General features: G+C 62.2%; 11 protein-coding genes. 5 read left to right on the top strand and 6 right to left on the bottom strand.

From position 1 onward, the window contains the following. The first annotated feature begins 42 nt into the window (after positions 1 to 42). Genes fepD through fepC form a run of 3 tightly spaced genes read left to right on the top strand, consistent with a single transcriptional unit; the run spans position 43 to position 2,833 of the window. Entirely contained in the window at positions 43 to 1,047 is a 1,005-nt protein-coding gene (fepD, locus tag ACOTZD_RS09625) for a Fe(3+)-siderophore ABC transporter permease (protein WP_022650567.1), read from the top strand. Then, complete coding sequence (gene fepG, locus ACOTZD_RS09620; RefSeq protein ID WP_072139725.1) at positions 1,047 to 2,036, top strand: iron-enterobactin ABC transporter permease; 990 nt, start codon at positions 1,047 to 1,049, stop codon at positions 2,034 to 2,036. The genes fepD and fepG overlap by 1 nt, the downstream gene beginning before the upstream one ends. Next, on the top strand, positions 2,033 to 2,833 hold the full coding sequence (gene fepC, locus ACOTZD_RS09615) for an iron-enterobactin ABC transporter ATP-binding protein (RefSeq protein WP_022650565.1): 801 nt from the start codon (positions 2,033 to 2,035) through the stop codon (positions 2,831 to 2,833). The genes fepG and fepC overlap by 4 nt, the downstream gene beginning before the upstream one ends. Positions 2,834 to 2,921: 88 nt before the next feature. On the opposite strand, the gene entF is transcribed toward fepC, so the two are convergent. From entF to fes, 3 genes are read right to left on the bottom strand one after another with little or no spacing between them, the layout of a single operon-like run. Next, entirely contained in the window at positions 2,922 to 6,779 is a 3,858-nt protein-coding gene (gene entF, locus ACOTZD_RS09610) for an enterobactin non-ribosomal peptide synthetase EntF (protein ID WP_421636270.1), read from the bottom strand. Next, entirely contained in the window at positions 6,776 to 6,988 is a 213-nt protein-coding gene (locus tag ACOTZD_RS09605; protein WP_003858806.1) for an MbtH family protein, read from the bottom strand. Before ACOTZD_RS09605 ends, entF begins: the two co-directional genes overlap by 4 nt. A 10-nt stretch (positions 6,989 to 6,998) precedes the next feature. After that, entirely contained in the window at positions 6,999 to 8,198 is a 1,200-nt protein-coding gene (gene fes, locus ACOTZD_RS09600; RefSeq protein WP_045350568.1) for an enterochelin esterase, read from the bottom strand. Positions 8,199 to 8,344: 146 nt separating this feature from the next. Between fes and ACOTZD_RS09595 the strand changes: the two genes are divergently transcribed. Together ACOTZD_RS09595 and entD are read left to right on the top strand one after the other, a co-directional pair. Then, the gene (locus ACOTZD_RS09595) at positions 8,345 to 10,585 is read left to right on the top strand and encodes a TonB-dependent siderophore receptor (protein ID WP_174401988.1); all 2,241 of its coding nucleotides are present in this window, start codon (positions 8,345 to 8,347) and stop codon (positions 10,583 to 10,585) included. A gap of 162 nt (positions 10,586 to 10,747) precedes the next feature. After that, positions 10,748 to 11,437 carry an enterobactin synthase subunit EntD gene (gene entD / locus ACOTZD_RS09590; protein ID WP_174401987.1) on the top strand — a complete coding sequence of 230 codons (690 nt, stop codon included), beginning with the start codon at positions 10,748 to 10,750 and terminating at the stop codon, positions 11,435 to 11,437. Here the strand turns inward: entD and ACOTZD_RS09585 are convergent. Genes ACOTZD_RS09585 through sitB form a run of 3 tightly spaced genes read right to left on the bottom strand, consistent with a single transcriptional unit; the run spans position 11,373 to position 13,860 of the window. Then, the gene (locus tag ACOTZD_RS09585) at positions 11,373 to 12,212 is read right to left on the bottom strand and encodes a metal ABC transporter permease (protein WP_003858815.1); all 840 of its coding nucleotides are present in this window, start codon (positions 12,210 to 12,212) and stop codon (positions 11,373 to 11,375) included. The two genes, entD and ACOTZD_RS09585, sit on opposite strands and share 65 nt — an antisense overlap. Next, positions 12,209 to 13,057, bottom strand: coding sequence for an iron/manganese ABC transporter permease subunit SitC (gene sitC / locus ACOTZD_RS09580; RefSeq protein WP_022647369.1), 849 nt, complete (start codon positions 13,055 to 13,057; stop codon positions 12,209 to 12,211). Before sitC ends, ACOTZD_RS09585 begins: the two co-directional genes overlap by 4 nt. Further along, positions 13,054 to 13,860: an iron/manganese ABC transporter ATP-binding protein SitB gene (sitB, locus tag ACOTZD_RS09575; RefSeq protein ID WP_045350570.1), complete on the bottom strand. Its 807-nt coding sequence runs from the start codon at positions 13,858 to 13,860 to the stop codon at positions 13,054 to 13,056. The genes sitC and sitB overlap by 4 nt, the downstream gene beginning before the upstream one ends. Positions 13,861 to 13,862: the final 2 nt, after the last annotated feature.

Raw genomic sequence — 13,862 nt, 5'->3', positions numbered from 1 at the left:
GATAACGATAATCACTATCATTATCAAATCATGGATGTTGCTATGTCGTTTTCCTCTTCTGCGGTGCGCGCCCTTGCCGTGCCCGTTTTATTGCTACTGCTAATCCTTGCGATTGCACTCAGCCTGCTGGTCGGCGCAAAACCGCTGCCCGCGTCCGTTATTGTCGATGCGCTATCCGGTACCTGTCAGAGCGCCGACTGCACCATCGTGCTCGACGCTCGCCTGCCCCGCACCCTTGCCGGCCTGCTGGCCGGTGGTGCGCTCGGCCTTGCCGGTGCCCTGATGCAAACCCTCACCCGCAACCCGCTGGCGGACCCTGGCATTCTCGGCGTGAACTCTGGTGCCAGTTTCGCCATTGTGCTCGGCGCGGCGCTGTTTGGTTTCACCTCTCCGTCTGAACAGCTGGTGATGGCCTTCTGCGGCGCGCTGGCCGCCTCGCTGGTGGTGGCGTTTACCGGCAGCCAGGGCGGCGGACAGCTCAGCCCGGTACGCTTAACGCTGGCGGGCGTAGCGCTCGCGGCGGTACTGGAAGGCTTGTCCAACGGCATCGCCCTGCTCAACCCGGACGTGTATGACCAGCTGCGCTTCTGGCAGGCGGGTTCGCTGGATATTCGTACCCTTGAAACCTTAAAAGTGGTGGTGATCCCGGCGAGCGTCGCTGCCGCCGTGGCGCTCTGTTTAAGCCGGGCGCTGAACAGCCTGAGCCTCGGCAGTGACACCGCGACCGCCCTCGGCAACCGCGTGGCGCGTACGCAGCTGACGGGCCTGCTTGCCATCACCGTGCTGTGCGGCAGCGCGACCGCCGTGGTCGGCCCGATTGCCTTTATCGGCCTGATGATGCCGCACATGGCGCGCTGGCTGGTGGGGGCGGATCACCGCTGGTCCCTCCCGGTAACGCTGCTGGCGACCCCTGCCCTGCTGCTGTTTGCCGACGTGCTGGGCCGCCTGCTGGTGCCGGGCGAACTGCGTGTCTCGGTGGTCAGCGCCTTTATCGGCGCGCCGGTGCTGATCTTCCTGGTACGACGCAGACGCGGGGGTGGCGCATGATGGCCCCGTCCCGTCGTTTACTCACCAGCGTCGCCCTGCTGGTCGTCGCCTGTCTGCTGCTGGCGGTCTGGAGCCTGCAAAGCGGTGCCGTAACGCTTGATTTCGCGCAGGTCTTTCACGCTCTCACCGGCAGCGCGCCGCGTAACATCACCATGGTGGTCACCGAATGGCGACTGCCGCGCGTGGCAATGGCGATCCTGGTTGGCGCGGCGCTTGGCGTCAGCGGCGCGATATTCCAGTCGCTGATGCGTAACCCCCTCGGCAGCCCGGACGTGATGGGCCTGAATACCGGCGCGTGGAGCGGCGTGCTGGTGGCAATGGTGCTGTTCGGGCAGCATCTCACGGCCATTACCTTTACGGCGATGGCGGGCGGCATTCTCACCTCCCTGCTTATCTGGGCCCTGGCCTGGCGCAACGGCATCGACACCTTCCGCCTGATCATCATCGGGATCGGCATCCGCGCGATGCTGATGGCGTTTAACACCTGGCTTCTGCTACAGGCGTCGCTGGAAACCGCACTCTCCGCCGGGCTGTGGTACGCCGGTTCCCTCAACGGTCTGACGTGGGTAAAAACCTGGCCCGCCGCGCCGCTGATTATCCTGATGTTTATCGGCGCGTTGCTGCTGGTCAGGCGCATGCGGCTGCTGGAGATGGGCGACGATAGCGCCTGCGCGCTGGGCGTGAGCGTAGAGCGCTCGCGCCTGATGCTGATGCTGGTGGCGGTCTTGCTGACCGCAGCGTCTACCGCCATCGCCGGGCCGATCTCGTTTATTGCCCTTGTCGCGCCGCATATCGCGCGGCGACTTAGCGGCACCGCGCGCTGGGGATTAACCCAGGCGGCGCTGTGCGGTGCAGTATTACTGCTGGCCGCCGATCTCTGCGCCCAGCGGCTGTTTACGCCTTATCAACTGCCGGTGGGCGTGGTGACCGTCAGCCTCGGCGGGATTTACCTCATCGTCTTGCTCGTTCAGGAGTCACGCAAGAAATGACAGATTTAACCACCCGCTTGCGCGGCGAAAACTTGACCCTCGGCTACGGCAAAAAAATCATTGCCCGGGACTTATCCGTCGCCATTCCGGACGGCCACTTCACCGCCATTATCGGGCCAAACGGCTGCGGCAAATCAACATTGCTGCGCACGCTGAGCCGCCTGATGTCGCCGGTTGAGGGCAGCGTGTTCCTCGACGGGGAGCAGATCCAGCGCTTCGCCAGCAAAGAGGTGGCGCGCCGAATTGGGCTGCTGGCGCAAAACGCCACCACGCCGGGGGATATTACCGTGCAGGAGCTGGTCTCCCGCGGGCGCTATCCGCACCAGCCGCTGTTTACCCGCTGGCGCAAGGAGGACGACGAGGCCGTGAAGCGCGCGATGCAGGCGACGGGCATCACCGAGCTGGCCCAGCAAAGCGTCGATACCCTCTCCGGCGGACAGCGCCAGCGCGCGTGGATCGCAATGGTGCTGGCGCAGGAAACCTCGATCATGCTGCTGGACGAGCCGACGACCTGGCTGGATATCAGCCATCAGATTGACCTGCTGGAGCTGCTGAGCGAGCTGAACCGTACGCAGGGGTACACCCTGGCGGCGGTGTTGCACGACTTAAACCAGGCGTGCCGCTACGCGACGCATCTGATTGCGCTGCGCGACGGCGAGATTGTGGCGCAGGGCGCGCCGAAGGAGATTGTGACGCCAGAGCTGATCGCGCGGATCTACGGCATGCGCTGCATGATTATTGACGATCCGGTGGCGGGTACGCCGTTGGTGGTGCCGCTTGGAAAACGTGCGGTCTGATGCCCTCACCCCGGCCCTCTCCCACAGGGAGAGGGAGCAAACCATCCCCTCTCCCCGTGGGAGAGGGTTAGGGTGAGGGGCATTTGCACTATCCTAAAATTTCCTTCAGTACCGGCCCAATTTTCTCAAACGCCTGCGGTGAAATAATATCCACGTGGGCGCAGTCCTGGCTGTAGACCTCCAGCTCGCCCACCCACGGCGCCCACGCGGCCTGAGGATCCTGGGTTCGCGTTCGCTCGGCGACAAACAGCGTCGCTTTACCGTCAAAGCGCGCGCTGTGTGCGGTGGTGAGCAGCCGCACCGCGTCGGCGTAGTTGCCCTCAATGGCGTTAAACAGCTCGCTGGAGCCCTGCCCCTGCTGGGCGGCGATAAACGCCTGACGCTCGCGCTCGATCTCTGCCAGCACCGCCGGGTCGAGGCCGTTGGCCTCTTTCTCCGCCCAGTTCTGGGTTTCCGGCGGCCAGGTATCCAGCAGGCCGAGGAACGCCACCGCTTCACCCTGCTCGCGCAGGCGGGCCGCAATGCCCTGCGCCAGCGTGCCGCCGAGGGAATAGCCGAACAGGTAATACGGCCCCTGCGGCTGCTGCTTACGCAACGTGTTCAGATGATGTTCGATCACCCCATCGAGATCCGCGCACTGCTGCATCGGGCCGTTTGGCCGCGGCGACTGAATGCCGACGATGGACCAGCGCGGGCTGAGGTAGCGCGCCAGGACGCTAAACTGCCAGGCAAAGCCGGACGCCGGATGGAAGCAGAACAGCGTCGGGCCGTTGCTTTCACGCAGCGGCAGAAGGGTTTCATACCCCAGACGCTGCGCCTGCTCGTCGCTCATCTGCGAGTCCAGCAGGGCGCTAAGCTTGCTTACCGTCGAGGCGACCATAATCTGCCCCGGCGTGACCTTACGGCTGAACGCACGGCTGAGCTGAGCCGCGAGGCGCATCGCCAGCAGCGAGTGGCCGCCGAGGGCAAAGAAATCGGCCTCGATATCGTTCACCGCGCAGCCCAGCAGGGAAGAAAACGCCTGCGCCACGGCCACTTCGGTTTGCGTCTCAGGTGCGCGACCGGAAGTTCTGCTGGTCAGCTCCGGCAGCGGCAGCGCCTTGCGATCCAGCTTGCCGTTGGCGCTTAACGGCAGCGCGCTGATTTGCAGCAGCACCACCGGCACCATATGCGGTGGCAGCTGGGCTTTGAGTGATGCAAGCAGCGCGTCGCGGTCCAGCGGTAAGCCAGATTCAGAAACCACGTACCCCACCAGCTGTCGGGCATCGCCACCCGTCGCCGCCGCCTGGTTGAACACGCAGGCGTGCGCCACGGCCTGGGCCACATCCGGCAGCGCAAGCATGGCCCGGTCGATTTCACCCAGCTCGATGCGCTGGCCGCGAATTTTCAGCTGGTCGTCGCTGCGGCCCAGATATTCCACCGCGCCGTTATCCAGCCAGCGGGCAACGTCACCGGTGCGGTACATCCGCTCGCCCGGCGCGAACGGGTCGGCGATAAAGCGGCTGGCGGTAAGGTCGGGGCGTCCCAGATACCCCTGCGCCAGCTGGATGCCGGTGAGATACAGATCCCCCGCCACGCCGAACGGTACCGGGCGCATCATCGCATCCAGAATGCGCAGCCCCGTATTCCATACCGGGAAACCGATCGGCACGCTGTTGCCCTCCACCGCCGCCAGCTCGGGGCCGTACGCCGGATACCAGCTGACGTCCACCGCCGCTTCGGTCGGGCCATAGAGGTTGTGCAGCGGCGCATGAGTGAGCTGTTCCCACTCGCGACACAGCGCAGTCGGCAACGCCTCGCCGCTACAGAACACCTGCTTCAGCGTCCTGCAACAGTGGGCGTTTTCCGGCGTCAGTGAGGCGACGAACGCCGCCAGCATCGACGGCACGAAGTGGGTGGTGGTTACGCCATATTCTGCGAAGAAGCTCTGCATCGCCTGCGGATCGCGGTGCGCGTCCGGCTCGGCCATCACCAGCTTTGCCCCGGCGATAAACGGCCACCAGAACTCCCACACCGACACGTCAAAGCTGCACGGGGTTTTCTGCGCCACCACGTCATGCGCCGTCAGTGGATAATGATCCTGCATCCACTTCAGGCGGTTAACGATGGCGGTATGGCCGACCATCACCCCTTTTGGACGTCCCGTCGAACCGGAGGTAAAGATGATGTACGCGGTTTGCTCCGGCTTCGCCAGGCGCAGAGGTTCAGCACCGGTGGCCGGTAATAGTGTGTTGTAACTAAAGGTGGCGATCGGCAGATCGCTAAAGCGCGGAAGCTGCTCGTCGGTGGTAATGAGCAGGGACGGCTTCGCGTCCTCGAGCATCATCCGCAGGCGATCGTCCGGGTAGCCGGTGTCGAGCGGCAGCCACGCGGCGCCCGCCTCCACAATGCCGTGCAAGGCTAACGTCAGGAACACCGAGCGCGGAAGCGCCACCGCCACGCTGTCGCCCGGCTTCACGCCGCGCGCGCGCAGCAGGTTTGCCAGCGCGACCACCTGCTCGCGCATCTGGCGGTAGTTCAGTTCAGTATGGGCATCCGCCAGCGCGGGGGCGTCCGGCGTTTTGCTCGCCTGCTCCGCGACCAGATCCGCCAGCGTGGTGGACGGCAGCGCCAGCCCGGTATCGTTGATGCGCGCCAGCCGGGCATACTCCTGCTCTGATACGGTTTCCACGTCGCCACAGCGCAGGTCCGGGTTGGCGGCAAACTGCGTCAGCATTGCGTTCAGCCGCGCCGCGTGGCCCTTTAGCGTCGCCTCGTCGTAACGCTGCCCGTTGGCGAGGATCTCAATGCTCAGTCCGCCCTGCTCGTCCGGGAACAGCGCAAGCTCCAGATCGTTCACCGGGCCGGTCGCCAGCGTGTGGGTAATGGCCTCCACGCCGTCGATATCCAGCTGATAATCGAACACCTTGACGTTCAGCACCGGACCAAACAGGGCTTCATCGCCTGCGGCACGTCCGCTGTCGCGCACGATCTGTTCGGCGTCGTAACGCTGATGGCGACGCATCTTTTTCAGCTGGTTCGCCAGGCGCAGCGCCAGTTCCGGCAGGCTCTCGTGCGGGCGAATATTCACCGCCAGCGGCAGGACGTTGAGCACCGGTCCGGTCGCGGTCAGCGCGGCGGAGCCCATGCGGCGCATAAAGATAAACCCGGCGGCGTAGTCCAGCCGTCCGGTCAGGCGGCCCAGCCACAGCACCACCAGCGAAAGCGCCAGATCGGTACGCTGCGCCTGGCCTGCCATCTGTGCAAGCTGGCTGAAAGCACGTCCGTCCATCGCCATTTTCAGGCGCAGGATGTCGGTGGTGGCGGCGTGTCCAGGCAGGGGCGCGGAAGAGAGCGAGACCGGAGAAGGAAGCTGTTGGCGCTGTTCGGCCCAGAAAGCACCGTCGCGCTGATACGCCTCACTGTCGCGATAGCGCTGGTACTCCTCCACCACCTCGGCGAACGGGGTAAACGGGGAGGCGGGCGCGCGTTCCCCTTTCTGCCACGCAGCGTAAATGGCGGCGATCTGACGCGTAATGGCCGGGAAACTGAAGCCATCTACCACCAGATGATGATACCGCTGATACCAGTACCAGTGGCTTTCTCCCACCTGGATCAGCTGGTGAAACGCCAGCGGCTGACCGCTGTCGACGCGCAGGTTCTGCTTGAGATCGGCCTCCATCAGCGCCACGGCGGCGTCGTGGGAGTCAACGCGCACGATGGACGGCTCCGGCAGGAGCATGGCCTCATCGATCCACTGCCACACCTCACCGTTATCTTCGGCAAAACGCATCCGCAGGGTGTCGGCCTGCATCATGCCTTCAGCGATGGCTTTTGCCAGCAATGGCGCATCGATAGCGCCTTTCAGCTCGGTATAGTGCGCGACGCTCCAGGCGTTTGGCAGGGAGGAAAGCTGCTCTGCCATCCAAATCCCCGGCTGGGCGGCGACAAGAGGGAGACGGTTCATGCGCGCTCCCCCGCAAAATAAAACGGCTCAAGCGTCTGCCACTGTTCCGCCAGCCACTGCTGGCACGCCTCCTGAGATTGCGGTTCGCAGACCACGCGCCAGCCCGCGGGCAACTCGCACTGCTGCGGCCACAGGCTGTACTGCCCCTGGTCATTTTGCAAAATGGCGAACTGTCCCTGCGGATTATCGAAAGGATTGCTGAATTCCATACAGACTCCGTTATTGAATAAGCGGCTGCCAGAGGGTCATCAGCCCCTGCGTCAGCCCACCGCGCCAGCAAAGCGCATCGTGTCCGCCGTCAACCTGACGCCAGAAAACCGGTTGCTGAGTGTGTAGTTCGGCGAGGATCGCCTGGTTTGCGCGCAAAATAAGCGGCTCGTTGCGCCCGGCCTCAAGGACGATGCGCAGCCCGCGAGCGGTTTTTTCACCCGCTTTGAGTTGTTCGATGAGCAGCCCGTCCTGCTGCGCGCCGCGGTGCGGCCACCAGTAGGATCCGGACTGGCTGAGGATGCAGCCAAAACGCTGCGGCCAGTTGAGGCCCGCATAGAGGGAAGAGAGTCCGCCGAAGCTCTGACCCGCCACCACGGTATGGTCGGCGCGGTCGCTGAACGGGGCCATGCTTTTCACTTGCGGGAGAAGTTCTTCCTGCACTGCCAGCCAGAAATCAGGGTTGCACGGCAGCTCGCGGCTGCGGTGTGCGGTGTCAATGACGTCAATTAAGACATAAACCGCAGGCGGCAGTTTGCCTTCATGGGTGAGCGACGCCAGAGCAGGCCAGACGGGCATGCTTTCGGCCCAGAACTGCCCGTCAAGGAGCACCGCCAGCGGGCGCTCGGGGCTTTCATCCCCGGTGGTAAAAATCCACACGCGGCGACGGTTCTTCAGACGCGCGCTGTGCCAATCAATACAGACAGGCTTATTGTAAGGGGTATCGGGATGGTTCCAGCCGGGCTGTACGGGCGCCTCCGGCATCTCCAGCGCCGAGACGGCGTGCCCGCGCCCGCCGCGCCAGCTCTGCGGATTCAGCGGGTCGGACACCGCGTGCGGCAACAGTTTACGCCAGCCTTCGCGCAGCGCCATGCGGTCCGGCTGCTCGCCTTCAAACACTGCATCGGCAAAATCGTTTTCGTTATCGGAGGGGATAAAACAGTAGCTGCCGCGCCATTCGGGGCTGAACTCGCCCTGCCACTGCCAGACGTCGGTATCCGGGACACGTTCAAGGGATTGCGGACGGGCATTTTGATGGTGATCGGTCACGCCGGTGACGTAGAGCCAGACGCGTTTCACCGTCGAGGTTTTCTGCGTTCCCGCCGGGTCCCGCCACCAGAATGTCACGCGATAGTTTTCCTGATGACGTTCCCGTTCCGGCCCGTTTTTCGCCTGCCACCACGCTTCACTTCCGGTTGTTAACACCGTCACCCTTATAACCCCATGTTTAACAGTCTTTTTTGTTTCAGAGCAAATTTTATTGATAATATTATTGATAACTATTTGCATTTGCAATAGCGTAATGCCCGCGCTGTGGGAAGCGCGCTCATTAAATAACCATAAAAGCGGGACGTACAATGAATAAGAAGATTCACTCTCTGGCCTTGCTGGTCAATTTAGGGATTTATGGTGTCGCGCTGCCCGTCATGGCAGATGACAATACCGCCTCCGCGCAGCACGAAGACACCATGGTGATCACCGCCGCCGAGCAGAATTTGCAGGCGCCGGGCGTGTCGACCATCACCGCCGATGAGATCCGCAAAAACCCGCCAGCGCGTGACGTGGCGGAAATCATCCGCACCATGCCGGGCGTTAACCTGACCGGCAACTCCACCAGCGGCCAGCGCGGGAACAACCGTCAGATTGACATTCGCGGCATGGGCCCGGAAAACACCCTGATCCTGATCGACGGCAAGCCGGTCACCAGCCGCAACTCCATCCGTCTGGGCTGGCGCGGCGAGCGTGATACCCGCGGCGATACCGGCTGGGTCCCGCCGGAGATGATCGAGCGCATCGAAGTGATCCGTGGCCCGGCTGCTGCCCGCTACGGTAATGGTGCGGCGGGCGGCGTGGTGAACATCATCACCAAAAAATTTGACGACCAGTGGCACGGCTCCTGGAACACCTACCTGAACGCGCCAGAGCATAAAGACGAAGGTTCCACCAAACGCACCAACTTCAGCCTGAGCGGCCCGCTGGGCGGGGATTTCAGCTTCCGCATGTACGGTAACCTGGATAAAACCCAGGCCGACGCGTGGGATATCAACCAGGGTCACCAGTCTGACCGCACGGGCGCTTACGCCAACACCCTGCCCGCAGGCCGTGAAGGTGTGGAAAATAAAGACATCAACGGCGTGGTGCGCTGGGACTTCGCGCCGATGCAGTCGCTGGAGTTTGAAGCGGGCTACAGCCGCCAGAACAACCTGTATGCGGGCGACACGCAGAACACCAACAACGACAACGCGCTGGTGAAGAAGAACTACGGTAAAGAGACTAACCGTATCTATCGTCAGAACTTCGCCGTGACCTGGAACGGCGGCTGGGATAACGGCATCACCACCAGCAACTGGGCGCAGTACGAGCACACCCGCAACTCTCGTCTGGGTGAAGGGCTGGCAGGCGGTCTGGAAGGCCTGTTCAACAGCAATAAATTCACCGATACCGATCTGGCCGACGTGATGCTGCACAGCGAAATCAACCTGCCATTTGATTTCATTGTGAACCAGAACCTGACGCTCGGCACCGAGTGGAACCAGCAGCGCATGAAGGACTCAACCTCCTTTACACAAACCCAGCAGGGGGGCACCATCCCGGGCATGAGCGAAGATCGTAGCCCGTACACGTCAGCGGAGATCTTCTCCCTGTTTGCCGAAAACAACATGGAGCTGACCGACAGCACCATGCTGACCCCTGCCCTGCGCTTCGACCACCATACTATTGTGGGTAATAACTGGAGCCCGTCCCTGAACCTGTCGCAAGGTCTGGGGGATGACTTCACCCTGAAGATGGGCATCGCGCGCGCCTATAAAGCGCCAAGCCTGTATCAGACCAACCCGAACTACCTGCTGTACAGTAAAGGCCAGGGCTGCTACGCCAGCTCCGACGGCGTGGGCTGCTACATGATGGGTAACGACGATCTGAAAGCGGAAACCAGTATCAACAAAGAGATTGGCCTGGAGTGGAAACGCGACGGCTGGCTGGCTGGCGTGACCTGGTTCCGCAACGACTACCGCAACAAGATTGAAGCGGGCTACGCGCCGATTGGCCAGACGTCCACCGGCAAAGTCACCACCGACATCTACCAGTGGGAAAACGTGCCGAAGGCGGTAGTGGAAGGTCTGGAAGGCTCCCTGAACGTGCCGGTCAGCGACACCATCAACTGGACCAACAACATCACCTACATGCTGCAAAGTAAGAACAAGGAGACCGGCGATCGTCTGTCGATCATCCCGGAGTATACGCTGAACTCTACCCTGAGCTGGCAGGTACGTCAGGATGTCTCATTGCAGTCGACCTTCACCTGGTACGGCAAGCAGCAGCCGAAGAAGTACAACTACAAAGGTCAGCCGGTGACCGGGTCTGAGAAAGACGAAGTCAGCCCGTACAGCATCGTTGGCCTGAGCGCGACCTGGGACGTGACCAAAAACGTCAGCCTGACCGGCGGCGTGGACAACGTCTTCGACAAGCGCCAGTGGCGCGCGGGTAACGCCCAGACCACGGGTAATACCACGACGGGTGCGTATATGTACGGCGCGGGTGCGTATACGTATAATGAACCGGGTCGCACCTGGTACATGAGCGTAAATACGAGGTTCTGATACAGGCAGTGACTTCCCCCTCTCCCTGTGGGAGAGGGCCGGGGTGAGGGCGAGGTAAAAGCAAAACGGCAACCCCGTTGCCGTTTTTAGTGTTTGCTCCCTCTCCCTTTGGGAGAGGGCCGGGGTGAGGGCATCAGGCCGCACAATACAGAAGGAAAAGCCATGCACACCACCCACAGCACATTTTCTCTCGCTGGCCACACCCTCCACCGCATCACCTTCGACCCCACCACCTTTACGGACGCCGATCTCCTCTGGCTCCCCCACCACGCCCAGTTGGCTAACGCCGGACGCAAACGCAAGGCCGACCACCTCGCAGGCCGCATCGCCGCCGCGCACGCCTTACCTGACTACACCATGCCCGCCATCGGCCCCAGCGGGGAACCGCTCTGGCCGCAAGGAATTTCCGGCAGCATCACCCACAGCGGCACGCAGGCGATAGCCGTCGTCACGCAATACCCGGTGCTTATCGGCATCGATTGTGAAACGATCCTCTCCGAAAACGAAGCCAGGGAAATCAAAGACGGCATCATTGATACACAGGAAGAACCTGTGCTTTCCCGCCTGGGATACCCGTTCGCCCTCGCCCTGACGCTGGTCTTCAGCGCCAAAGAGAGCCTGTTTAAGGCCCTCTTTCCGCAGGTACAGGCCTGGATGGGTTTTGACTGCGCCCGCGTTACCAAGCTCGACGATAAGACGCTTACGCTGGCATTGACCTGTCAACTAGCAGACTTTCAAGAAGGCACCGCCTTCCCCCTGCACTGGCAGCAGCACGGCGAACAGGTCATCACTCTGCTGTCACACGCTCCTGGCGACGAGCCTTCACGCTGGTCACCACAAACGTCACGATAAACACCATCGCGAACAGGACCACAATGGTCGGCGCAGGCGCGCTGTCGAGATAAAACGAGGCATAAACGCCGCTTACCGACACCAGCGCTGAAACGGCGACCGCCACCAGCAGCGCCATGTGAAAGCGTCGGGTAATCAGCACCGCCACCGCGCCGGGGGCAATCAGCAGGGAAATCGACAGAATGATCCCCACCGCTTTCAGCGTCGCGACGATGGTCAGCGAAACCATGCACAGTAAGCCGTAGTGCAGCCAGCGGGTGCGCAGGCCACTCGCCTGCGCCTGCTGATAGTCAAAGCAGAACAGCAGAAAATCGCGCCACTTCAGGCCAATCACCAGCGCAATCATCCCCGCGACGAGACCGCTTTGCAGAATGTCCATCCCGTTAATACCCAGCATATCGCCGAACAGAATGTGGTCGAGATGCACCTCAGGTTTGACAGCGATATAGAGGATCAGCCCGGCGCCGAACATGCCGGAAAAGACGATCCCCATGACCGTATCCTGTTTGATGCGGCTGTTATCCTTCAGGTATCCGGTGGCGACCGCGCAGAACAGACCGGCCACGAACGCGCCCAGCGCCAGCGGCAGGCCCATCATCCAGGCCAGCACGACGCCGGGAAACACCGCGTGGCTCATGGCGTCGCCCATCAACGCCCAGCCTTTCAGCACCAGAAAAACCGACAGCAGCGCGCAGGGCACGGCCACCAGGAGTGAAATCAGCAGCGCGTTGTTCATAAACGCAAACTGGAAGGGTTCGAGGAGCAGCGTCATCATGGGTGTGCCTCCCGCGCCCGACGACGGCTGGCAAGCAGTCCGTGCTTCGGCGCAAAGACGAACGCCAGCAGAAACAGCAGCGTCTGGGCGACCACGATAATGCCGCCGGTGGCGCCGTCCAGGTAATAGCTGGCCCACGCGCCGAGGAAGCTGGTGATGCTGCCAATGGCGACGGCAATCATCAGCAGGCGCGGGAAGCGGTCGGTCAGCAGCCACGCGGTCGCGCCGGGCGTGACTACCAGACAGATCACCAGAAACGCGCCGACGGTTTGCAGCGCCGCCACGGTAGAGACCGCCAGCAGCGTGAAGAAGAGAATTTTCAGGCGTTCAGGACGCAGGCCGATGGCGCGGGCGTGGTTCTCATCAAAAAAGGTCACCATCAGATCTTTCCATTTGAACAGCAGGATAACTATCGACACCACGCCGATAATCGCCAGCTGGACGATATCTTCCGGGGCGATAGCCAGAATATTGCCGAGGACGATGGTCTGAATGTTCACCGAGGTCGGGTTGAGCGAGACCATAAACAGCCCCAGCCCGAAAAACGAGGAGAAGATCAGCCCGATAATGGCGTCCTCCTTCAGGCGGCTGCGCTGGTTGAGAAACAGCATGCTGCCCGCCGCCAGCCCGCCCGATAAAAACGCCCCCAGCGAGAACGGCAGCCCGAGCATGTAAGCGCCCGCTACGCCCGGCACGATGGAGTGCGACAGCGCATCGCCGATCAGCGACCAGCCTTTAAGCATCAAATAGCAGGAGAGAAACGCGCACAGCCCGCCCACCATCGCCGAGACCCACATCGCGTTGAGCATGTACTCGTAGCCGAAGGGTTCGAGAAGCGCGTTCATTTGGCCTCCTGTCGGTGCGTCACGAAGGGGCGCTCGTCGTCGGTTATGATGCGATCTTCCGAGCCGCTGAGCACCACGTGGCGCAGCACGCCGCTGAAGGCGCGCTCAAGATTCTCGGCGGTAAAGGTGATATCCGTCGGGCCGCTCGCCAGCACGGTGCCTTTGACCATCACCGTGTAATCGCAGAATTCCGTGACCGAGCCCAGATTGTGGGTCGAGACCAGCATCGTTTTACCCTCGTCACGCAGCTCCCGCAGCAGGCTGATGATCCTGGCTTCGGTTTTGACGTCCACGCCGGTAAACGGCTCGTCGAGCAGGATCACCTCGCCCTGCTGGGCAATCGCACGGGCCAGAAACACGCGCTTCTTCTGCCCGCCGGACAGCTCGGCAATCTGCCGATGACGCAGCTCGAGCATATCCACACGCTTCAGGGCGTCGGTGACGATCTGCTTATCGCATTCTTTGGGACGACGCAGAAACCCCATATGCCCGTAGCGGCCCATCATCACCACGTCCTCGACGAGCACCGGAAACGACCAGTCGACCTCTTCCGACTGCGGCACGTAGGCGACCAGGTTCTGACGCAGCGCCCGGTGAGGCGGCAGCCCCAGAATGGAGATAGTGCCGCTCGCCGCCCGCACAAACCCCATCACCGCCTTAAACAGCGTGGACTTGCCGGAACCGTTCACCCCCACCAGGGCAGCAATCGATCCGCCCGGCACGCTGAACGACGCGTCGCGCAGCGCCGTGTGGCCGTTGCGGTAGGTCACGGTCACGTCGGTTACAACAATACCTTTCTGCATGA

It is taken from the genome of Enterobacter cloacae complex sp. SHL022 (genome assembly GCF_049237785.1).
Classification (GTDB): domain Bacteria; phylum Pseudomonadota; class Gammaproteobacteria; order Enterobacterales; family Enterobacteriaceae; genus Enterobacter; species Enterobacter hormaechei_C.
The sequence above is the reverse complement of the archived record's forward strand: the minus strand, read 5'-3'. Positions and strand labels throughout refer to the sequence as shown.

Coding starts and splice junctions, on each gene's coding strand:
- fepD (WP_022650567.1), top strand. CDS start 43: ATGTCGTTTTCCTCTTCTGCGGTGCGCGCCCTTGCCGTGCCCGTTTTA.
- fepG (WP_072139725.1), top strand. CDS start 1,047: ATGGCCCCGTCCCGTCGTTTACTCACCAGCGTCGCCCTGCTGGTCGTC.
- fepC (WP_022650565.1), top strand. CDS start 2,033: ATGACAGATTTAACCACCCGCTTGCGCGGCGAAAACTTGACCCTCGGC.
- entF (WP_421636270.1), bottom strand. CDS start 6,779: ATGAACCGTCTCCCTCTTGTCGCCGCCCAGCCGGGGATTTGGATGGCA.
- ACOTZD_RS09605 (WP_003858806.1), bottom strand. CDS start 6,988: ATGGAATTCAGCAATCCTTTCGATAATCCGCAGGGACAGTTCGCCATT.
- ACOTZD_RS09595 (WP_174401988.1), top strand. CDS start 8,345: ATGAATAAGAAGATTCACTCTCTGGCCTTGCTGGTCAATTTAGGGATT.
- entD (WP_174401987.1), top strand. CDS start 10,748: ATGCACACCACCCACAGCACATTTTCTCTCGCTGGCCACACCCTCCAC.
- ACOTZD_RS09585 (WP_003858815.1), bottom strand. CDS start 12,212: ATGATGACGCTGCTCCTCGAACCCTTCCAGTTTGCGTTTATGAACAAC.
- sitC (WP_022647369.1), bottom strand. CDS start 13,057: ATGAACGCGCTTCTCGAACCCTTCGGCTACGAGTACATGCTCAACGCG.
- sitB (WP_045350570.1), bottom strand. CDS start 13,860: ATGCAGAAAGGTATTGTTGTAACCGACGTGACCGTGACCTACCGCAAC.